Annotated in this window: 14 protein-coding genes; 6 read left to right on the top strand and 8 right to left on the bottom strand. The window is 58.6% G+C overall.

Features of this window, described 5'->3' with window-relative positions; all coding sequences use genetic code 11:
• Window positions 1–234: 234 nt before the first annotated feature.
• From OHL23_RS03775 to OHL23_RS03790, 4 genes are all read right to left on the bottom strand, one after another.
• On the bottom strand, window positions 235–1563 hold the full coding sequence (locus OHL23_RS03775) for a hypothetical protein (protein WP_263350434.1): 1329 nt from the start codon (window positions 1561–1563) through the stop codon (window positions 235–237).
• A 132-nt stretch (window positions 1564–1695) separates the two neighbouring features.
• The gene (locus OHL23_RS03780; RefSeq protein WP_263350435.1) at window positions 1696–2400 is read right to left on the bottom strand and encodes an LVIVD repeat-containing protein; all 705 of its coding nucleotides are present in this window, start codon (window positions 2398–2400) and stop codon (window positions 1696–1698) included.
• 92 nt (window positions 2401–2492) lie between these two features.
• On the bottom strand, window positions 2493–3557 hold the full coding sequence (locus OHL23_RS03785; RefSeq protein WP_263350436.1) for a DUF6807 domain-containing protein: 1065 nt from the start codon (window positions 3555–3557) through the stop codon (window positions 2493–2495).
• A complete protein-coding gene (locus OHL23_RS03790) occupies window positions 3550–4905 on the bottom strand; it encodes a Gfo/Idh/MocA family oxidoreductase (RefSeq protein WP_263350437.1) in 1356 nt (451 codons plus the stop codon). Before OHL23_RS03790 ends, OHL23_RS03785 begins: the two co-directional genes overlap by 8 nt.
• Window positions 4906–5097: 192 nt before the next feature.
• On the opposite strand from OHL23_RS03790, the gene OHL23_RS03795 reads away from it, so the two are divergent.
• Window positions 5098–5667, top strand: coding sequence for an RNA polymerase sigma factor (locus OHL23_RS03795; protein ID WP_263350438.1), 570 nt, complete (start codon window positions 5098–5100; stop codon window positions 5665–5667).
• Between the two features lie 9 nt (window positions 5668–5676).
• Complete coding sequence (locus tag OHL23_RS03800; protein WP_263350439.1) at window positions 5677–6030, top strand: DUF3106 domain-containing protein; 354 nt, start codon at window positions 5677–5679, stop codon at window positions 6028–6030.
• Between the two features lie 21 nt (window positions 6031–6051).
• On the opposite strand, the gene OHL23_RS03805 is transcribed toward OHL23_RS03800, so the two are convergent.
• A complete protein-coding gene (locus tag OHL23_RS03805) occupies window positions 6052–8298 on the bottom strand; it encodes an alpha-amylase family protein (RefSeq protein WP_263350440.1) in 2247 nt (748 codons plus the stop codon).
• Between the two features lie 151 nt (window positions 8299–8449).
• Here OHL23_RS03805 and OHL23_RS03810 point away from each other — a divergent pair, with 151 nt between their 5' ends.
• The 3 genes from OHL23_RS03810 (at window position 8450) to OHL23_RS03820 (ending at window position 13109) form a co-directional block, all read left to right on the top strand.
• Window positions 8450–11245, top strand: coding sequence for a non-lysosomal glucosylceramidase (locus tag OHL23_RS03810; RefSeq protein WP_263350441.1), 2796 nt, complete (start codon window positions 8450–8452; stop codon window positions 11243–11245).
• A complete protein-coding gene (locus OHL23_RS03815) occupies window positions 11242–12345 on the top strand; it encodes a CobW-like GTP-binding protein (protein ID WP_263350442.1) in 1104 nt (367 codons plus the stop codon). Before OHL23_RS03810 ends, OHL23_RS03815 begins: the two co-directional genes overlap by 4 nt.
• Before the next feature lie 185 nt (window positions 12346–12530).
• The gene (locus OHL23_RS03820) at window positions 12531–13109 is read left to right on the top strand and encodes a hypothetical protein (protein ID WP_263350443.1); all 579 of its coding nucleotides are present in this window, start codon (window positions 12531–12533) and stop codon (window positions 13107–13109) included.
• 32 nt (window positions 13110–13141) lie between these two features.
• On the opposite strand, the gene OHL23_RS03825 is transcribed toward OHL23_RS03820, so the two are convergent.
• Window positions 13142–14749 carry a DUF5597 domain-containing protein gene (locus OHL23_RS03825; RefSeq protein ID WP_263350444.1) on the bottom strand — a complete coding sequence of 536 codons (1608 nt, stop codon included), beginning with the start codon at window positions 14747–14749 and terminating at the stop codon, window positions 13142–13144.
• A 148-nt stretch (window positions 14750–14897) separates the two neighbouring features.
• Here OHL23_RS03825 and OHL23_RS03830 point away from each other — a divergent pair, with 148 nt between their 5' ends.
• Window positions 14898–17744 carry a bifunctional YncE family protein/alkaline phosphatase family protein gene (locus OHL23_RS03830; RefSeq protein ID WP_263350445.1) on the top strand — a complete coding sequence of 949 codons (2847 nt, stop codon included), beginning with the start codon at window positions 14898–14900 and terminating at the stop codon, window positions 17742–17744.
• A gap of 31 nt (window positions 17745–17775) precedes the next feature.
• Here the strand turns inward: OHL23_RS03830 and OHL23_RS03835 are convergent, their stop codons facing one another.
• A complete protein-coding gene (locus OHL23_RS03835) occupies window positions 17776–19377 on the bottom strand; it encodes a hydantoinase B/oxoprolinase family protein (RefSeq protein WP_263350446.1) in 1602 nt (533 codons plus the stop codon).
• Window positions 19374–21380, bottom strand: a complete 2007-nt coding sequence (locus tag OHL23_RS03840) for a hydantoinase/oxoprolinase family protein (protein ID WP_263350447.1) — start codon at window positions 21378–21380, stop codon at window positions 19374–19376. Before OHL23_RS03840 ends, OHL23_RS03835 begins: the two co-directional genes overlap by 4 nt.
• Window positions 21381–21439 lie beyond the last annotated feature (59 nt).

Below are 21439 nucleotides of genomic sequence, written 5' to 3' on the forward strand. Positions count from 1 at the left end.
TTTCCGTGGTGTTCATCTGCTGTTCAAGAACGGAAAGCTGGTCGGGATGCGATTCATGCGGGAGCGGTCATGACGCGTTTGTGGAAGAGCATCGCTAGAGCTGCGACGATGGCTAATCCTGCGCGAGCGTCGGCTGGAAGATCCATCAGACGTGGCAAAATGCGGATTGCGAGGCTTGATGAATGCTGCAGATACCGGGACGGGAATTCGAGAGGAGGATCGTCCCGGATAAATCTAGGGGTATATGCGATAGGCCACGATTGCCGGTCGCGAACCGATGCCGTTCACTTCCAGCGTTTTGAGCAGTAATTCAAAATGTGGCAGGGTCGGCCGATTTCCCAGAATAGGCGTGAAGAAGGAATCGAAATCATGATCGTTGGAGACGAACTCCGCTGCTGCCTGGGTGCCGGCGAGGGTGAATCCCTGCACCACTATCACGCTGCCTGTGCCGCTCAGGTTGGGCAGAAAGGCTACGGTGGCAAAGCCGGAGTCCGTAGGATCACGGTTGTCGTAGATATAGTCGGCGCGTTCTCCCGGACCCGGCTTTTTGTTTTCTACCTCCAGCGGCCCTTTTAGCTTGTCGTCGTGAAGAATGAAATTCATCTGGTGCTGGAAGAGTTCAAGCCACGGATCGGCTTCCAGAGAGCCTATCAAAATAAGATTCGCCTGCTTGAGGTCGTCAAGCTCCAGATCGCGCGCATAGCGGATTTCCGTCCGGCTGGGCACGGCTTCGGGCATATGGGTGAGGGCCACGGCAAACTTCAGATCGGCGAGTGAGGTGTACCGATGCTCGGCCAACGTCTGAAGCATTTGCCGGTCGCATGGCTGCTGGCAATCAACATCAGACAGATATCTTCCGCTTGCGTATTCCGCGATGGTCACGGGATGCCTGGTAAAGGCCTTCAGGATGATCAGGCTGCTGTCCGCGGGCACAATCAGCGTATCGCGGCTGCGGCTGAAGATTGCCGACCAGAGCTTATGCGCGGGAGTCTCCATTTGGCCGGCAGCGCGATGCCGCCAATCTCGGATGAAACTCGCCGCCGGCAGGGCGAGAGCCAGGATCAGGGCACATAGAAGGATGCCCGCTAGCTGGAAGCGGCGGACGGGCGGGAATGCTGGTTGTTTTTCCGTGACGGGAAGGATTGTTTCTTCCTCAACCATTTCGGCCGGAGCCGCAGGATAAGGCTCTACGATTGGGGCTGTCTCGATGCGCTCGAACTGGGGCACATAACTGCCGCGCGGAATCGAGAGAAGCAGTGACTCTGCGCTTCCCTCCTCGCGGAAATATGTCTCAAGACGTTGGCGAAGGCGGCTGGCGTGGGAACGGACAATATTGTCATCCCGAGGATCGTAACCGACGGAGCGGCCGAAGACGCGCTCCCCGATGAGCTGCTCATTCAGCTCTTCTTCCCTGCCCTCAAGGGACTGCTTCACGATATGGACCAGCAGGGTCGACAGCCGCGCCGACTTGGCGAAACCCGGAGCCGCTACGATGCGCTCGACAAGCTTCCACCTTGGATCCTTCTCGATGAAGCTCCGGGGAGCTTCTTCTTGTGCAGTCATCGGCATACGAGCATCTCGATCCCGATTCTAGTAGCCTGCACCGCGATTTTTTATGAAGACGGCGTGAACGTCAGCCGGACCGTATCCGCATGGAAGGCCTGATGCACCCTCGGATACGATCGCGGCTACGCATTAATTCACTTGGTTCATCTGGTATTTGAGATCCTGATCCATGATGTATCGACGCTCGGCATCGCGTTCCCGGAAGACTGTGATCTTACCCTCGGCCAACAGGAACGTGGTTCCAGTCTCGGGACGAGTGACCTGCCGGTTCACGTCCTTCATGGCACTCAGCAAACGCGGGCTATGACTGTTTTCCATGAGTACGACTTTTTGCAACTCGGCAGTCTCTGTATAAGCCTCCGGAATCGAGACTGAGGCATATCCCTGCCTGTTGAGGAGTGCAATCGCACCGTGAGAAGCCGCCTTCGTTACAGAGAGATGGGGATTCGTTGGCTTGTCGAAATCGACAACCGCAGTGCCGGATCCATCGCGAAAGGCGACCATTTCTTTGCTGTTGCCGATGGGCGCGACAAAGTCATACGCTCCATGGCCTTCCGTGACGACGGAGGCAGTCAGGCTCATGTGCTTGGGATCGGTGACGTCGAAGACTGTCAGGATTGCGCCGTCCCCTTGTTCTACGTATAAGTATGTCGAGCCGTTGTCATCCGCGCGGAGCAGAAGATCCTGGCTGGCGTTCCGCGCAAATTGCGGCTTGGTGGAGAGAGGCTGCACCATCAATTTCGGTTGGATGAAGGGTGCAGCTTGCAGCAGCGTGCCTGCGGATGTAGCTAGGAGCGTCGTCCCCAGAAGAATCTTTTTGATTGCGGAGTTCATGGCATTTCCCCTTCAATTTCAAGTCTCGCCTCCGCAAGGCCAGCCCGTCCAAATACAAATTCTTATTAATAATAAGTTTGATCGTTGCCCGTTCAGCGGGGTTCGGTCGCAAATGCTCCTGATTCGCGGTTCAGTTCGGGCGAGGTCGTTGCGCCTGAGTACAGTGCGATACGGTAACGAAATGTAACGGACTGGCCTTTTTCCAGCGTGTAGTCAAATGGCGGTTTTTTCGGGTCGAAGATGCTTTGGCCCAGCGGATTAGCTGCGAATAGTCCATAGCCGCGCGCGTGCCAGTAGGTTGGATAGCCGGGATTCTCCGGGTGATCGAAGATAGCGATCGTGACGGTGTGGCTCCTGGTGTGCCCTGTCAGCGCGCACCACTTGCCGCGTGTTCCCCAGGCTGCGTCTCCCTTCACGTCTTCGCTGGTGAGGTAAACGCCGGTTGCCGGAGTTGAGCCGGTGGCGTCTGTTGGCGCGGCATCGACTTTCGTGGAGTTTCCATTGGCATCCGTGAAGGCGCCGCCTTTTTCGGTGGGCGATTCGAGCCAGCGCGCGACGCGCATCCCGAGCAGCCCCTCTTTGTCGTCTTTGAAGACGACGCGGTCAAGAGCTGTGAGCGTGACGGCCTGATCAATGAATCGGACACTGCTGCGACGCCGGAAGACATAGCGCGTCGTCTCGTTGAGAATCTGCTCGTTTGCTCCGGTAATCCACGCGGATTCAACAACCAGTTCGCCGCGATCCGCGCCGCTTGTTGCAGAGACGACCTTCGTATGCAGGATCGTACCCATCTTCGACCGGGTATCCGGCGGGATGGCGTCCGAGTTGTTCCAGAAATCGAAGCCATTGGCGTTGCCGTAGTTGAACCAGAGGCCCGCGTGGTGAGGATGATCGACGCGCTCCCCCGCGCGAGGCTCCAGCGGGTAGCCTCGCGTGACCGGGATGCCTTCTTCGGTAATCAGCGGGTAGAGAGTCGGCTTCTTCAAGGAAGTGGGCCAGATATACGAGGTGAAGGGCTTGCCGTCGACCTTGATATCGACGCGCCGATGCGCCTCATCCGGCACAACCTGAATTCCCTTGCCGGGCGCAACGGCCAACGCGCTCGCCGCACTCAACAACACTGTAGCCAGCAGACTGAACGCCGCGATTTTAGGCATAGACCTTGCCCCCGGCCATGACTTGCTGAGTCTTATGGTCGAAGGTGACCTTTTCGCCTGTCTGGATGGCGGCAACGTTCATGCAGAGAGCGATGGAGTGGCTGTAACCAGCCTCGATGGAAGCATTCGGAGTCTTGCGCGAGCGGACACACTCCATCCAGTTACGCATGTTGGCCGAGGTCTGCGGATCGCGGCCGGTATCAGCCCCGTACGAAACGGATTCGGTCTTTTCCATCAGCGAGAAGCTCGGCAGTTGGTTTGCCTTGAGGCCCATCGCGGCTGCTTCCTTCGCTTCGAGGCCACCATCGGGAGTCACACGCTGCTTATCCATGTCAATCATGCCGCCATTGGAGTAATAAAGCTCCTTGACTCCACCAGCGGAATTCGTGAAACGCGAGGAGTATTGCACCTGGAATCCCTTGCTGGGATCGTCAAGCGGGCCGTAGTCGAAGACGGCGGTCATCGTATCCCAGTTCTGCCTGCCGTCCTTCCAGAGATAGATGCCGCCGTTCGCAACCACGCTGCGCGGATGTGGATACCCGCTGAACCAGTGCACCGTATCGATCTGGTGCACCAGCCACTGATCGGGAATGCCGGAGGAATAAGGCCAGAAGAGACGGAATTCAAGATACTTGCGCGCGTCAAACGGCTCATAGGGACGGTTGAGCAGGTAGCGCTTCCAGTCGGTGTCCTGCTCCTTCAAAAGCGGTACAACATCGGGACGCCGCCATCGGCCCGGCTGATTAACGTTCCACGTCATCTCGACCATGACGATGTCGCCAAACTTGCCGGATTGAATATACTCCGCTGCCTTCTGATAGCTGGGCGTCGAACGGCGCTGCGTTCCCACCTGCACGATCTTGCCTGTCTTATGGACAGCCGCGCGGAACTTGCGTGCATCGTCCATCGTGTGCGCGGTCGGTTTCTCCACATAGGCATCGCGCCCGGCTTCAACCGCCTCCACGCCATGCAGCGCGTGCTGAAAATCAGCCGTCGCAATCAGAACTGCATCGACATCCTTGCGCGCATACAGCTCATCATTGTTGCGAACCGCCGCGATGGAATTCCCACTGAGTTTCTGAATATAAGCCGCGCCTTCTTCGCGACGCCGGTTCCATATATCGGAAACGGCGACAAACTCGAAGTTCATCTCCTTTGCATTTTCGAGGAAGGCAGGAATCAGCGAACTCTTCATGCGGTCGCCGCAGCCTATGACGCCGACCTTGACGCGATCGTTCGCGCCCAGCACTTTGGCATAACTCGAAGCATTCCATGAGACTGCGGTTGCAGCCAGCACCGCGCCGCCCGTCTTCAGAAACTCTCTGCGATTGTCGCACTTCAATGACATCTTCTGCTCCTCCAGATAATTAGGTTTTAAGTTCGCATTTGCCTGGCTTTTTTCCGAAGGCTAATCCTCCAACCTCGGATCACTCGCAGTCAAGTCACAAGCGGCCGAATGTCTCATATTCCGACTTCTGGTGATTTGAAACTCTACAATATCTGCGGCCGCCATTCGTCTACAGAAGTGAGCGGATAGGCCATGAGCGTGACTTCGATGATCGAGCAAGACCGAACTATCTCCGAGGTCCTCGCAGAAGAACAATCCCGATTGCGCAAGTTTATCCGCAAGCGTGTGCCAAACGAAGCAGATGTGGAAGATCTTCTCCAGGAAGTCTTCTTCAAACTGGTGGAAGCCCATCGCCTGCTCACGCCGATTGACTACGTAACCGGCTGGCTATTTCGCGTCGCGCGCAATCGCATCACTGACTTTTTCCGCAAGAAGACAGCAGAGAACTTCGGCGACGCGTCCGTCATGGATGAAGAGGGTGAATGGCTGGAGATTGAAAATCTACTGCCATCGCCAGATGCTGGACCGGAAGCAATCTATTTCCGCAAAGTCCTTCTTAATGAGTTGGAACAAGCGCTCCGCGAGCTGCCCCATGAACAGCGGGAAGTATTCATCGCCCACGAACTGGAAGGTCGCAGCTTCAAAGAGTTGTCCGCCGAAACCGGCGAAAACATCAACACGCTACTCTCACGTAAACGGTATGCAGTGCTCCATCTGCGTGAAAGATTGCATCGCATTCACGACGAGTTCGCAACGAAATGAGGTAGTCCTATGGGAAACTCCTGGGTTATGAGAAATAAGTGGATCTTCTTTGTCGCCCCGCTCGCAATGGCGGCTTTCGTCTGGATCTGCGGTGAAGTGGTGATGCATTTATGGAACTGGCTCCTGCCAATGCTCTTCGGTTGGCACGAAATCACTTTCTGGCAAGGCCTCGGGCTGCTGATTCTTTGCCGGATTCTCTTCGGAAGCTGGGGTAGCGGTTCAGACCGTTCCAACTCCCGCCGGCATCGGGCCGATCGCTGGGAACGCATGACGCCCGAAGAACGTGATAAATTTCGCGAAAACATGCGCACTGGTTGCGGTCCCTTCGGAATACCACCTGCCGAAGGTAACGAGCCAGCCTAACGGCGCCCTCACGGGCCGCCATCAACGAACGCTGATGGCGGCCACTTCGTAGTCCTCCACACGCGGAATCGAGAAACGCAGCACCTGGTCTTCCATGCGGAAGTTCACGCTCTGCTCCGCGCAGAGCAACTCGACAGACTTCACATGCACGTCAGCCGGAAGCTTGAGGCTTACGCTCTGTGCGCCGAGCGGATAGACCGACTGCATCCAGCCATGATGCGCGTTCGGGTTGGTGTAATTGAGTAAGTGCACGGTATAACCGAGGTTAGTCTCCCAGGCAAAGACTTCGACAAATCCGTCCCCATCCACGTTCACCACGCGCTCGTCTCCGGTAAGCCAACGGATGGTGTTATGCATGAGACGCAGTAAGTCGCCATGACCTGTAAGCCAGTAAGTACGCTCGATATCTCCCGGAAAGTAAGCTACACGGCTTGTGCCTATCTCGCGCAGCACTACCGCAGGCTCGTCTGTATGAGACGCTGCAGGATAAGCCAGCTCCGGCGGATAGCGCACGAATCCAGGAACAACCGTAAGCACCGCATCCTGCACCGGCTTGAGCGGCACGCGATTCTGCGCGCCCGGCAGCCAGTTTGTGTCGGCAAAGCCGCTCAGTATGGCGTGCTGGCGCTCAATGCGCTGATAGTACGCATTGCCATTGGTGCCGATCACTTCGCCTGCCTTGCGAATTCCGAGTACATCTGCAAGGCCAAAGTCCGCGCGCGGTTTCAACTCTTCGTCATAGAGGCTGGTTTCAAAGCTGGCCATGATCGACCCGCCCGATTGCACATAGCTTCGAATCTGCTCACACTGCCGGTCGCTCAGCATTGCGATGTTAGGCAGCAGGAGCACTTTGTACTTACTCAGCCGCTCCGGCTCAAGACGATCTTCATGCACATAGTCGAAGGCAAACCGTCCAGCTAGCAGCGTCTCGTAGATACCGTGCGTCGTATCGCGCATATAAGTGCGCGAGTGTACAGCGCCAGGGCCGGGATAGAGAAGCTGCGTGCTCTGTCCCATCACGACGCCGACGTTGGCAACCGACCGCCGCACCTTGAAGTGAGCATCGTGCTTTGCCGTCCAGCGAAAGTAATCCGCGCCGACTTTCTGCCAGCGGCGATCTTCGCCAAAGCCATTCTCCGAGCCGATGAAGTGGTAATACGGAACCAGCCCACCAGCCAGCGTTTCATTCAGCCACATCTTTGCCTCGGCGGGATTCTTAGCAGCATTGCGCCATGGCACTTCGCTGGTCGAATAAGCGGCCGTGATGTTGGCCGCAAACTTGCCGTCGAGCACTGCGTTGCACACGCGGCCTTGCAGGGTGCATCCCCACACCGCGGGGTCTTCGTTGGTGCGGCCCTGGTTATCGCCCTGAAACCAGACAGCGGTCTTGCCCAGGCGGTCGAGATTCGGCCCCGCGTGGACGTTTCCGCCCAGATTCGCAAAGAAAAAGCTGTCTGGCTTCTTCTCTTTGGCGATCGCGTCGTACTTATTCCACAACTCGAAGAGGCGGTCGTTGAAAGCGCGCCAGTAGGCCACCGTATTCGGCGGCGCCAGCTTGCTGCAGATGCCGCAATGGCACTCAGGCAGGCTCCCCAGAGGCGGCCAGCCATTGGTATAAAAGCAGTCAACATCGTAGAGCGAATTCACCTCTCGCATTACTGCAGGAACGTAATCGTCCATGTAAGTGGAGAACATGCAGGTCCGGAAGAGGCGCGGTTCTTCGCCGTTGAACTGAACCGATCCATCCTTGTTGCGCATTGCCCACTCTGGATGCGCCTCCAGCGCGTCGCCCCAGTTCAAGTCCGGACTCATGCGGGCAACCACACGCATGCTGCGCTTGCGGGCGGCGGCCACGCACTCGCCAAAGAAATCACGGCCATTCAGGAATTTTCCATGCCGGTGGAACTTTACCTTCGATGGGTAATACGCCAGTATGCCGGTAACGCTGATATACACGATATCTGTGTTGCACGCGTGCCAATAGTCGGCCCACTCCTCGATGTTCATGACTGCCGGGTCATGTTCGGTCATGTTGCTCTGGCCCACGCGCCGAATCCGTTGCTGCCATGCCTCGGTGGATGAGTCCACCGGAGCCAGTCGAGTTGGCAGCGCTGCGAGCCTTACTGGCGTCATCACTCCCGCGACAGATGCAGCCTCTTCCGCGGAGGCCGTGAATGTTGGTTGGAGCGCTTCAAGCGCCGTTGCCAGGGGCAGTGCGGCTGCGCCCGTGGTGATACCGGTCTTCAGAAATGTGCGCCGATTGAGCATCGATTCTCCTGCGAGATACCAGCCCAGAAAGTGTAACCGCTGTCTTGAGTTCGCGTCGCTTTTCCGTTTCTGGTTCAGCATCGTGCCAGAGATGTGCGCCGTCCGGTATGCTCGTTTGCTGTGAGTTCCCCAAATTGCCAGGACGGTTCTGATGACGGAAAAGCGCGGAATTGCGAGGAGAGATTTCTTCAAGCAGGCTGCGGGCGCAATCGGCGCGGCGACACAGGCGTCGGGTTGGCCCGGCTTTACTGCGGCAGGCGTTGCCGCGGAGAGTATTGCTGAGACAGCACAGGCGGATCAGGAGCCGCATGCTGATCAACATACGAAGAACGCCGCAGTCGGGATTCATTTTCCGCGGGTCTTCACTGGCTCGCAGCTCAAGATGCTTGCCTTCCCGCTCGGCGGAGTTGCTGCCGGAAGCATTGCGCTGGGAGGTCGCGGCCAGCTACGGGATTGGGAGATCTTCAACCGGCCCAACAAGGGGTTTTCGCCCTCGTATGCATTTCCGGCAATCTGGGTTCAGTCAGGCGATGCGAAGCCAGTTGCACGTGTGCTGGAGGCTCGAATTCTGCCGCCCTACGAGGGTCAGGATGGGCTGGGTTCGAGCAATGCTCCGGGACTGAGTAGGCTTGCGGGAGCGGAGTTCACGGGACAATACCCGCTTGCACGGGTGCGATTCCTCGATCCGAATCTGCCGGTGCATGTTTCACTGGAGGCATTCTCGCCGTTTATTCCGCATGACCCTGACGACTCCGGCCTGCCTGTCGCGATTCTACGTTACCGGCTGCACAACCCAGGGACCGTGAGCGCAAAAGTGAGCATTGCATTCTCTGTTGACAATCCTGTGCATGGCGCATCGGGAGGAAACGCAGGCGGAGCTGCGGACGCGCCGAAGCCCGACTCGCGCTCGAATGAGTTTCGCTCGGAAGGCGGGCTGGCTGGGCTGGTGATGAGCAATTCCGGAATTGCGGCGGACGATCCCAGATTTGGAAGCTTTGTGCTTGCTGCGTTGACTTCCGGAGGGGCTGGGCCAGCAGTGAATACTACCTATTGGCGCGGATGGCCGAAGGGACGGTGGTGGAACTCTCCGCTGTTTTTCTGGGACAGCTTCTCTCGCGATGGAGCGCTGCTCGACGAGCCGCAATCGCGCGGCACCGTCAGCTCACTTTGTCAGCAGACGACGGTGCCGGCGGGTGGCTCGGCGAGCATCACCTTTCTGCTGGCGTGGCATTTTCCGAATCGGACTCCAGGCTGGTGCGGCTGGGATGCGCCTGCGGGCGAAGCCGGAACCATCATCGGCAACTTCTACAGCGCACGCTTCAAAAGCGCGTGGGAGGCAGCGCAATACACGGCTGCGAATCTCACGCGATTGGAGGCTCGCACGCGCGCATTTACGGATGCTTTTGCCGGGAGCACTTTACCTGATGCGGTAAAAGAGGCGGCGAGCGCAAATCTTTCGACGTTGGCTACGACGACGTGCTTTCGCACAGCGGACGGGGAGTTTCACGGCTTTGAGGGTTCAGACGATAAGTCGGGATGCTGTTTCGGCAACTGCCTGCATGTATGGAACTACGAGACAGCCACTGCATTCCTGTTTCCTTCGTTTGCGAGGTCACTGCGCGACGCCGCATTCGGATACAGCATGGACGATCAGGGCGGAATGCGATTTCGCCAGCTATTGCCGGATGGAAAGGAACGATTCAGAATTGCAGCCGCGGATGGGCAGATGGGACAGATTCTGCATGCCTATCTGGATTGGAAGCTGAGCGGGGACAATGCGTGGCTTAGGACGATGTGGCCACGGATCAAGAGAGGTGTAGAGTTTGCATGGATTCAGGGCGGGTGGGATGCGAATCGCGATGGAGTCTTCGAGGGCGTTCAACATACGACTTACGACGTTGAGTTTTACGGTCCTAACCCGTTAGGAGGCGTCTATTATCTCGGAGCTTTGCGCGCGGCGGAGGAGATGGCCATCGCTGTCGGAGAGAAGGAGACTGCGAGTGAGTATCGCAGGCTCTTTACCCAGGGCAGCCGTTGGATCGATGAGCATTTGTTTCAGGGTGAGTTTTATCGACAGCAGGTGCTCGGATATCCCAGGGATAAGATCGCTCCGCAACTGATAAGCGGAATGGGCAGCGAGAACACAGAGACGCCGGAGTACCAGGTTGGCGGCGGATGCCTTGTGGATCAATTGCTTGGGCAGTATCTTGCGAACGTCGCCGGGCTTGGGCCCCTGGTTTCGCCGGAACATATACGCGCGACGCTTGAGTCTATCTATCGCTATAACTACAAGCGTTCGCTTGCGGATCATGATTCGGTGCAGAGGACGTATGCCCTGAACGAGGAAGCTGCGGTAGTGGTTTGCGATTACGGAAAGGCTGTTCGCCCGAAGATACCGTTCCCTTATTACGCAGAGGCGTGGACAGGATTGGAGTACTCGTTGGCCGCGCTGATGTTCCATGCGGAGATGGTGGCGCAAGGGGTAGAGGTGGTTGAGAATCTGCGTGCTCGATACGACGGGGAAAAGCGCAATCCATGGGATGAGGCGGAATGCGGCCACCATTATGCGCGGGCGATGGCTTCGTGGACCAGCGTTGTGGCCCTGAGCGGATTCGAATATGACGGCGCTAAGGCGGCGGTCGTTGCGGCGCCGCGAGTGCCGCACGCGGAGTTCAAATGCTTCTGGTCCACCGGCACGGGATGGGGGACGTTTGCTTACAGCAAGGAAGGCGCCGGGGTGAGTTACCTGACGATCAAAGTGCTGGCCGGCAAGCTTCCGTGCAGGTCGATTGAGATGACCGCAACGGGCAGCGTCACCTGCTCAGGAAGCTACGGACGGATCAAGGCGCATGCGGTGCAAAGCCGCGATGGGCGGACGGTCTATCAATTGGATGAGCTTGTGGTCATTGCAGAGGGAAAGGAATTCAGCCTGGAGGTGCAGGCGTGAGTCTGACAACTGTCGACGCAAGGCCGTGGATTATTGTGGTGGGCGGATTTCTTGGCGCGGGGAAGACAACTCTTCTACTGGCTGCGGCGCGGGAGTTGAAGCGGCGTGGTGTGCGTAGCGCAGTGGTGATGAACGATCAGGGCGAGGCGCTGGTCGATTCGGAATATGCGTCCTATGCGTCGGCGCAATCGATCGATGGGTTGCGGCAGGGCGAAGTGACTGGGGGATGTTTCTGCTGCCGATTTTCTGAGTTGATCGGTGTGATGGAGGAATTGCGCGCATTTTCGCCGGAGATTATCTTTGCTGAGCCCGTTGGCAGTTGCACGGATATATCCGCGACGACGCTGCATCCCCTGCGCGAATACAGCGATCAATACCGGCTCTCTCCGTTCACTGTGCTGGTTGATCCGGAGCGGGCGCGGGAGGTGCTTGCCGGCGACGCTGATACGAATTTGAAATTTCTGTTTGAGAAGCAGCTTCAAGAGGCGGATGTTGTCTGCTTCTCCAAGTCGGACAGGAATTCTGTCACGCCTTCGCTGGATGTATTTGGCGCAGGAGATGTGCGGAGGTTGAGCGCGAAGACGGGCGATGGTGTTGCCGCCTGGCTGGATGAGATGCTCTCGGGAAGACTTTCCGCTGGGAGCCGCATTCTCGATATCGACTATGAGCAGTATGCTTGCGCGGAGGCGGCTTTAGTGTGGCTGAATCTTGAGGCCGAGGTTCGTCCGGCAGTGGCCGTTTCTCCTGCTGCGCTGTTGGGGCCGCTCTTCGATGAACTGGACACGAAGCTCAGCGCGGGCGGGATCGGCATTGTCCATCTGAAGGCCATCGTGCGCGCTGAGTCTGGGTTTGTGAAAGCCGCCATCTGCGCGAATGGCCAAGAGCCCGATGTGGAAGGGAATCTCGCTGCCTCTCCGGCGGCGAATCACAGCCTGCTGATGAATCTTCGTGCGCTTGGCGCAGCCCCGGAGGTGCGGAAGATCGTAGAAGAATGCCTTGGCAGGATCGATGGCGAGATCGATGACCTGAGGATCAGTTGCTTTCATCCGGCTGCGCCGAGGCCGGAACGACGCATAGTGGGGATGCGATCAGGACTCTAATTCGCGATATCCCGAGCACAAGTAGAAGGCCTCTTGTACGCTCTGTTGCGAGGCCGCCAGGAATCTCAAATTTTCTGTACCCATATCTGTCTGGATGGCTCTTGACAGACTGGAAGGCGGCCTTCAAGAATTGGGATTCGTTTCCCCGCAAGCCAGGGTCAGAAATCAGTCGAGGAAGAGTGTCGATGGCAAACGATCGTGTGTATTTTATTCCGTGGGACCAGACGACGGGATCTGTGCTTTCCAGTAGATGTGATGTTTATAACAACTACTACAAGGACCAAACTCACCACAAGCGCAATTGGACTCCGGTGTTTTATGACGACGTTCACCCGGGCGGCGTAATCGCCAACATGGGATCGGGATGGGGAACCCGCTTGGTCGTTGCAGGTCACGGAGCAGTCAATGACGGCAATATCTATGCAACCGAGGCCGGTGCAAACCCATTGAGTTACACAAACATTGTCGATCGCCTGGTTGCGCACGGCTTGAAGAAGTACTACACGGGAACCATCGGTTGCGATGTCTGTCATAGTGCGGAGGGCGCGAATCCTTTTGCCAAGCGGCTGGCCAAGGAATTGCATAATCGCGGCTACAAACTTACCTGCGTGATTGGCTATAAGGGAAGTCTGTACTCCGGCTACGATCTCGCCGCGGATTCTACTTTGGATGGCGACCACAAGTACCGGCATCGCACGGTAGAAACGGCAAGCGGAGACCGCGTCAAGAGCAAGAATGCGCAGGAGCGATTCTACGGATTATGAGCCATGCGGGCCTGCGCAGGGCCCGCATGTTTCTAAAAACGCTCGAGCCGTACGCGAACTACTTCGGGCTGTTGATGGAAGCTGAGGCCGCGGTCGGTTTCATCGCCATTCCAGAGGCGCAGCGGTTTCCAGATACCATTTTCATACGTGCCCTGCTCGGCGGTGACGATCTCCGAGCGAATCCATGGAAGCTTGCCGGGGAGATGGAAGCTGACGCTTGCGTCGATCCCGGTGACGAGGAATTCATCGGGGCCGAGTTGCGCTACGATTGCCGAACCGTGGGCGTCCTTGGTGCCTGGGGCGCGGCGTCCATCGGGTTGCGGATAGCCGAAGGCGACGGTTGCCTGCCATGCGCCGAAGTCCAGCTCCTGCGTGGCGTGGCCCGGTTCTTCGACACTGGTTTTCAGCTTGCCATCGAACTCGAGTTGCGCGATCTCGCGATCCATGGGGCCGACGAGCGCGAAGTTGCTGGAATGCGCTTTCCAAGGCTCGTCGCCGAGGATGTTCCAGCCGGAGGCATCGACGCCGAAGGGCGAGAAACCGATAGCTCCGTCGCCGAGGGCGTAGAAAAAGAATTTGGCGAAGCTGTCACCGCGGCCGGTTTCGGGAATCCAGAGTGGGTTGTCGGGACGGTGATAGGTGGCGATGATTTCGCGATAGAAAGGTGAGTCGTCGGAATAGACGTCGGGGCCGATGAGGTCGATCGACGGCGTGAGCGCCTTCCACATGCCGACGAGCTTCTGCACCGCTCCGCCGCTGGGATATTGAATACCCGGAATCGATATCTGGCGCTGCGGCAGCTCGGCTGCGGGATAGCTGACCCAGACGTTCATGTAATAGGGGATGGATAATTCGGCTTTGCCTGCGGCGGCTATTTCGTTGAGGTATTTGGCTTGATGGTAGGCCTGGAACGTTTCGTCGGCGTCGGAGCCGAAGACCTGGCTCCATGTCCCGGGTTGCTTGTGGGTTGCGGCGAGCAGATCGCCGGGAACGGGACCGGCGAACTCGCGGTTGGACTCTGCCGAGAAATCGCGAACGCTGCCGACGCCACCGGACTCGTTCTCGACCTGGATCATGAGGATGGTGTGATCTTCACTGTCGATCTCCTTGAGATGACGCGTGAGGGCGACGAATGCGGCCTTGTCGGCTTCCAGGGTGTTGCGGGAGTTGGCCGAGAGCACGTCGATGGGTTCGCCGTCGGGGCGGATCATGCGGGGATAGCGCTTGGTGTCAGCTTTGATCCAGGCGGGAGCGTAGTGGTTGTTGCCGTTTTTCCAGGTGCCGAACCATAGCAGGATCACGTGCAGGTTATGGCCGCGGGCGCCTTGCACGATCTGGTCGACGTTGGTGAAGTCGAAGTGACCCTGTTGCGCTTCCATCTGTTCCCAGTAGACGGGGGCTGCAACGGTGTTGGCGTGCAGTGCGGCCATCGATTGCCAGACCTGTGGGAGTTCGCTGGGCCACCCGCTGGAGTTGTGGATCTGGCCGCCGAGAATCAGATAGGGATGGCCATCGACCATCAATGCGTAGCGGCCGTCCTTCTGGACGAGCCTTGGCGCCTCTGCTGCCTTGGCGATGGTCAGACACGCGAGGACAAAGAGCACGGATAAACAGAAACGGAGCAGAGACGATTTGCGCATAATGGAGTTACCCTCAACGAAATGTAATCGTCTACATTCCGTAACGCAATGAAATTGTTTGAACCTGACAAATTGTTCTGTTTGCTGCGTGAGAGCGTCTTCACCGTTCTGTAAAGCCGGACGGCGGCAGCTTTGTTAGGGTTTTTATATGCGGAACTCTGTTGTAGTTGCATCTCTCATGACAGCCCTGGCGTTCGGCGCAGGCGCACTTCGAGGGCAAACGGTCGATCTGCCCACCAGCAAACAACTCCTTGGAGAGATTCCGGGGCATCCGCAACGGCTGAACAGCCTGCCGATGTCGATGGCTGTCTCGCCGGATTCACGGTACGTGGTTACGGTCGATGCCGGTTACGGGACTCGTGAGTCGAAGTTCGAGCAGTCGCTTTCTGTGCTGGATACGCAAACGGGCGTCGTTGCCGACTTCCCCGATGACCGGACAATGGTGCGAGCCAAACAGACGCTTTACTCGGGCCTTGCTTTCAGCCGCGATGGAAGCCATGTTTACGCGAGCATCGGCTCCATCTCAGACCCGCTTGGCAAGGACGCAGAAGACACGGGCAGCGGCGTGCTGGTTTATCGCTTCGCCGCGGGGAAAATCTCGCCGGAGCGAATGATCCATCTGCCGCTGCAGACACTTGCGCCGGGTAGGACGACCAAGGTGCTTGATGGCGTCCAGGGCGATAAAGGCGTGCCTTTCCCGGCTGCGATTGCGGTGGTTGGAGCTGCGGGTTCGGAAAAGCTGCTGGTTGCCGAGAATCTCTCGGACGACGTGCTGCTGATCGACCCTGTGAGCGGGGCGATTGAGAAGCGTTTCGATCTCTCTGAGAACGATGTTGTGCCATCGACATATCCCATCGCGCTGGCGATTTCACGGGATGGCGCTAAGGCTTATGTCGCGCTTTGGAATGCTTCGGAAGTTGCGGAACTGGACCTGGCAAAGGGAACGGTTGGGCGCAAGCTGGCGCTGTTGAAGCCGGAGAGCGCGGTTGCTCCTGGAACGCACCCGTGCGCGCTGGAGTTTTCGCCGGATGGGCGAACGATGTACGTGGCGCTGGCCAATCGCGATGCTGTGGCAGCGGTAAATATCGGCGCGGATCAGTTTTCCGTGAAGGGATACTTTGACACGCGGCTGCCGGGGCAGACCTATTTCGGCGCGGAGCCCGAGGCGCTGGCCATCAATGCCGACGGAAGCCGGTTGTATGTAGCCAATGCGATTACCGATGCCGTTGCGGTGTTGGATACGGCGAAGTTGACGCCGAAGGCCGCGAAGCAAGGGATGGTTGCTCCGGTTGGATTCGTTCCGACGGATTGGATGCCTATGGCGATGGCATTTCTGCCGGCAGCAGGCGGTGGAAAGCTGTACGTCGCCACGGCCAAGGGTCATGGAACGGGGCCGAACAACTCGCCGATGCAGATCATGGATGCGAGAACCGGTAAGGAGGTTGAGCGTCCTTCGACCTATATCGGAACGCTGCTCTACGGTTCGCTGGCGACGCTGGATGCAACGGATATCGAGAAGAATCTGCCGGAATGGACCTCGGTGGTCATCGAATCGAACCGGATGAAGGCGGCTTCGGAAAAGATCACGTTTGCCGGTGGGGCGCAGGACCGCATCAAGCATGTGATCTACATCATCAAGGAGAACCGGACTTACGATCAGATTCTTGGCGATTTGGCGAAGGATGGGAAACCGGTCGGCAATGGCGATCCGAAGCTGACGATGTATGGCCAGTCGATTACGCCGAACGAGCACAAGCTGGCGCTGCAGTTTGGCGTGCTGGATAACTTCTATGACTCGGGCGAGGTATCCGGGGATGGGCATGTGTGGTCGACGGCGGCCATCGGAACCGACTATCTGGAGAAGACATGGCAGCAGTCTTACCGGGGCACGCAGCGCACCTATGACTTTGAGGGGATTGTCGCGTATGGGTCGCCGCTGTTGCAGAAGATTCCCGATGTCAACGAGCCGATGAGCGGATATCTATGGGGTGATCTCGCCGCGCATGGCAAGAGTTACTACCACTTCGGCGAGTACATCGCCACGGTCTTCTGCAATGACCTGACGAAGGCGAAGAACGCGAATCCGCAGCTTGGTCCGATGCTGGAGGGACGCGACTGCTCGCACAAGGCCGTTGAGCCGGGAGAAGAGCTGCCTGCGGAGTGGGGTGGCGGGGTGAACAAGTGGCCCTGGCCGATTCCGCTGATGGCGTCGAACACGGCCACCAAGCCGCAGCTTGTGGGGCACTTTGCCGAGGAAGCTCCGGACTTTAATTTGCAGGTTCCCGATCAGGTCCGCGTGAACATCTTTGAACGCCATCTCAAGCAGTGGGTTGCGGACAAGGAGCAGGGCAAGGACACGATGCCGAACTTTGTGCTGCTTCGCCTGGGCAACGATCACACGGCGGGAACGAGGCCGGGCGGGCCTACGCCGAAGTCCTCTGTTGCGGATAACGATCTGGCTGTGGGCAGAGCGGTCGAAGCGATTTCGCACTCGCCGTTCTGGGACGACACGGCGTTCTTCATTCTTGAAGACGATGCGCAGGATGGCGGCGACCATGTCGAGGCGCATCGCAGCATCGCTCTGGTGATCAGCAAGTATGCTCCGCGCAAGGCGGATGGAACGCCGTTTGTCGATAGCCGATTTTATTCAACGGTAAGCGTGGTGCGCACGATGGAGACGCTGCTTGGGTTGCCTCCGATGAACAACAACGACGCCTTCGCTTCGATGATCTCGACGCTGTTTACCGGCCCTGGCGATCAGCCCGCGTATACTGCCGATACTTCCAATCGCGACAACGGACTGATCTACACCGCGAACAGTAAGAAGGCGGAAGGCGCGCAGGAGAGCATGAAGATGGACTTTCGCCATGCGGATCATGCCGATGCGCAGAAGCTGAATGTGATCCTGTGGAAGGATGCGATGGGCGATGCGCCGGTTCCGGCACAGCTCAAGCAGCATCACAAGAAGACAGCCGACAAGGATGATGATGATTAGGCTTCGTTAGTTCGGGGGGCGAATGCCTGCATCAGGCTTCGCCCCATCCGCCGCCGCCCGGAGTCTCGATGCGCAGAATGTCTCCTTTGGATAGTCTGCGGCTGCATTTGCCGGGTAATAGGATCTTTTCCTGACTTTCAAATTTTGTTACGGATGCCGTTCCGGCGAATCCATCTTTGCCGCCCTGTAAGCCATAGGGGCGGCATTTTCTGCGGTCTGCGAGCAGTGTGACCTGCGCATCGGCGAGTAGCTCGATCTCGCGGATGAGTCCGTCGCCGCCGCGAAATTGCCCCGCGCCGCCTGAGCCGTATCTGTACGCGTATCGCTTGACGCGGAAGGGATACGCGTATTCGAGCGCCTCGATGGGCGTGTTGAGCGAGTTGGTCATGTGCGTCTGCACGCCGGAGATGCCGTCCAATCCGGGGCGCGCGCCCATGCCACCTGCGGTGGTTTCGTAGTAGGTGAAGTGGTTGCCTGTTCGCGGATCGAGGCCGCCGATGGTCAGGTTGCTCATGGTGCCCGCGCTCGCTCCGGGTATGCGCGATGGGATGGCCTGCGCGAGAGCGCGCAGCAGAACGTCGACGATGCGCTGCGAGGTTTCGACATTGCCGCCCGCGACGGGAGCGGGCGGAAGCGCGTTGACGATGCTGCCCGAGGGTGTGATGAGCGTGAGCGGCCGCAGGATGCCCGCGGTTGCCGGGGCATCGCCTGTAAGAAGACAGCGCAGGACGTAAAAGCACGCGGAAAGCGTAATGGAGCGCACGGCGTTGATGCTGCCTGCTACCTGATTCGAGGATCCGGTGAAGTCGATGTGAATCTGCGCGGCATCGGGGTTGAAGTTGAGTTGTACCGCGATCCTGTGGGGCTGGTCGCTGACGCCGTCGTCATCGAGCCAGTCTTCGGCAGAGAATACTCCAGTCGGCATCGAGCGCAGTTGGGCGCGCACGAGACGCTCGGAGTAATCGAGCAGCTCTTCGGTGAGTGCGCGCAGCTTTGCGGGATCGTATCTTTCGGCCAACTCCCGAATGCGTTGTTCGCCTACGCGGCAAGAACCGATCTGCGACTGGAGATCGCCCTCGCGCTCTTTCGGTGTGCGCACGTTGAGCAGGATCAGATCGAGCATTTCGCGGTCAATTTCGCCGCCGCGCACGATGCGAACTGGCGGAATGCGGATGCCTTCCTGAAAGATTTCGCTGGCTGGTCCCATGGAGCCGGGAAAGGTTCCGCCGACATCGGCGTGATGGGCGCGATTGGCGATATAGAACGCAGGCCTCGTCATGCCCTTCAGAAAGACGCCTTCCAGAAAGACGGGAAGAACCATGGTGATGTCGGGCAGATGCGTGCCGCCGGCGTAGGGATCATTGAGGATGGCTATGTCGCCAGGAGCGAAGCGGATGGCTTCGATTGCAGCCTCGACGGACATGGGCATGGAGCCGAGATGCACGGGCATGTGATCACCCATGGCGATGACGCGTCCTCGGCCATCGAAGACTGCGCAGGAGTAATCGCGCCGCTCCTTGATGTTGGGCGAAAGCGCGGTACGGCGCAGGGCTGCGCCCATCTCTTCCGCTACGGAATGGACAGCGCTTTGGAAAATGGCGAGTTCGATGGGGTCGACTACAGACTGCGTCATGCTTCGGGAGCCTCAGCGAGCGTGATGACCAGGTTGCTAAAGCCATCAACCTGAGCGTGGCAGCCGGGCGGCAATAGTGTGGCGGAGGTATATTCGGTAATCATCGAGGGTCCGTGAAGAATGGCGCCCGGATTGAGCGCTTCGCGGTTGTAGACCTTTGCGCGGAGCAATTTTCCGTCGAAAGAGAGTTGCCGCTCGGCGTAGCATGCCTCACTGCCATCGCCTCGGATGAGATCGGATTCAGGCGGAAGGTAGGGTTCACGCGCGGCTGTCATGCGCAGTCGCAGATTGACGATTTCCACCGATTTCTCAGGGTCACAGAAGCCATAACGCTGGAGATGGAGTTGATGAAAGGTCTCGATGGCGTCCTTGGGTGAGCGCGGTTCGCAGGGAACGTTCAACTCGTAGCCCTGGCCGCGATAGCGCGCATCGATGCTGTAATGCGCTACGCCTTGCAGCCCTTCTTCGGTGAAATCGGCCACGGCGCGCTGCCTGAGTTCGTCGAAGATGTCGCTCAGGCCATTGATGGCGTCCTCTGGAAGCATCACGGTGCGAGAATAATCGCGCACAGCGTCGGCAAGCAGGATGCCTACGGCGGAGAGCGCGCCGGGCATGGCAGGAATGAGAACCGTGTCCATTTTCAGGGCTCGCGCCAGCGCACAGGCATGGAGCGGGCCGCCGCCGCCGAAGGCCACGAGCACGAACTCGCGGGGGTCGTGGCCCCGCTCGATAGAGATGACGCGGATGGCCTTCTCCATGTTGGTTTCGACGACGCGGAGGATTCCGGCGGCGAACTCTTCCGCGGTGGCCAGGGGACCCTTTTGTTCGCTGAATATCTGCTCGGTTCGCTGGCGGTTAAGCTGCACGCTGCCGCCGAGAAAGCTTTCCGAATCCAGCCTTCCCAGGAGCAGGTTCGCATCGGTTACAGTAGGGCTGATTCCGCGCCCGAAGCAGATGGGACCGGGATCTGCGCCTGCCGACTCGGGTCCCACGCGCAACATGCCGCCGGCGTCAAAACGGGCAATGGAGCCGCCGCCCGCGCCCACCGTGTGAATGTCGAGCATCGGCACGCTGATGGGCACGCCGGCTACGACGGATTCGCGAGAGAGCTGTGCGCCTCCGGTCGCGCTCCCAGTTGACGCGTCGGACAGAAAGACATCGGTGGAGGTGCCCCCCATGTCGAAGCCGATGATGCGCTCGAATCCGGCCCAGCGTGCGACCTGGCAGGCGCCGATTACCCCTCCTGCGGGACCCGACAGAACTGTGCGCACCGGCTCCTGAGCGGCGAGACGTGCGGGGATAATGCCTCCTGAGGACTGCATGACGTCGACACGGCTGCCTGCGTGTTGCGCTGTTACGCGCTGCTCCAGTTGCGTGAGATAGCTTTGCATGCGCGGGGCGAGATAGGCGTTGACAACCGTAGTCGATGCGCGCTCATATTCGCGGAACTCGGGCAGGATGCGATGCGAGGCCGAAATGGGAAGATTGAGAGAGCGCAGAGCTGCTTCGACGCGCTGCTCCGACTTGGGGTTGGCGAAGGAGAAGAGAAGCGAGATGGCGATTGATTGTGCATCGCTGCCGCGTACCTGCCGCAACAGCACGTCCAACTCTTCTTCGGTGGGCTCGCGCAGGATTTTGCCTTCGGCGCTGACGCGCTCGGAAACGCCGAAACGGAGTTCGCGGGGAACGAGGCAGACCGGAACAGGCGCGAACCAGTCGTAGAGGCTGGCGCGGGTTTGGCGGCCGATGGCGATGGTGTCTTCAAAGCCAGCGGTTGTGATGAAGGCGACGCGCGCGCCCTTGCGCTCCAGCATGGCATTCGTGCCGACGGTCGTGCCATGGCGCAGGTCCAATGTTTCGCGCGCGCCGAATTGCCTGAGGGCTTCGAGAATTCCGAGAGATGGGTCGGCGGGAGTGGAGAAGACTTTGAGAACACAGAGTTGGCCGCCGGAGAGGCAGACGCAGTCCGTAAATGTGCCGCCGGTATCGATTGCTACTCGCAATGGGGAATGCTCCCGTATTGTGGAGTTACGGCGTCCTGTTGCACCGTACTTTGAACTGT

Source organism: Acidicapsa acidisoli (genome assembly GCF_025685625.1).
In the GTDB taxonomy this organism is placed as follows: Bacteria; Acidobacteriota; Terriglobia; order Terriglobales; family Acidobacteriaceae; genus Acidicapsa; species Acidicapsa acidisoli.

Coding starts and splice junctions, on each gene's coding strand:
- OHL23_RS03780 (WP_263350435.1), bottom strand. CDS start 2,400: ATGAACTCCGCAATCAAAAAGATTCTTCTGGGGACGACGCTCCTAGCT.
- OHL23_RS03790 (WP_263350437.1), bottom strand. CDS start 4,905: ATGTCATTGAAGTGCGACAATCGCAGAGAGTTTCTGAAGACGGGCGGC.
- OHL23_RS03805 (WP_263350440.1), bottom strand. CDS start 8,298: ATGCTCAATCGGCGCACATTTCTGAAGACCGGTATCACCACGGGCGCA.
- OHL23_RS03800 (WP_263350439.1), top strand. CDS start 5,677: ATGGGAAACTCCTGGGTTATGAGAAATAAGTGGATCTTCTTTGTCGCC.
- OHL23_RS03810 (WP_263350441.1), top strand. CDS start 8,450: ATGACGGAAAAGCGCGGAATTGCGAGGAGAGATTTCTTCAAGCAGGCT.
- OHL23_RS03825 (WP_263350444.1), bottom strand. CDS start 14,749: ATGCGCAAATCGTCTCTGCTCCGTTTCTGTTTATCCGTGCTCTTTGTC.
- OHL23_RS03835 (WP_263350446.1), bottom strand. CDS start 19,377: ATGACGCAGTCTGTAGTCGACCCCATCGAACTCGCCATTTTCCAAAGC.
- OHL23_RS03785 (WP_263350436.1), bottom strand. CDS start 3,557: ATGCCTAAAATCGCGGCGTTCAGTCTGCTGGCTACAGTGTTGTTGAGT.
- OHL23_RS03820 (WP_263350443.1), top strand. CDS start 12,531: ATGGCAAACGATCGTGTGTATTTTATTCCGTGGGACCAGACGACGGGA.
- OHL23_RS03775 (WP_263350434.1), bottom strand. CDS start 1,563: ATGACTGCACAAGAAGAAGCTCCCCGGAGCTTCATCGAGAAGGATCCA.
- OHL23_RS03795 (WP_263350438.1), top strand. CDS start 5,098: ATGAGCGTGACTTCGATGATCGAGCAAGACCGAACTATCTCCGAGGTC.
- OHL23_RS03830 (WP_263350445.1), top strand. CDS start 14,898: ATGCGGAACTCTGTTGTAGTTGCATCTCTCATGACAGCCCTGGCGTTC.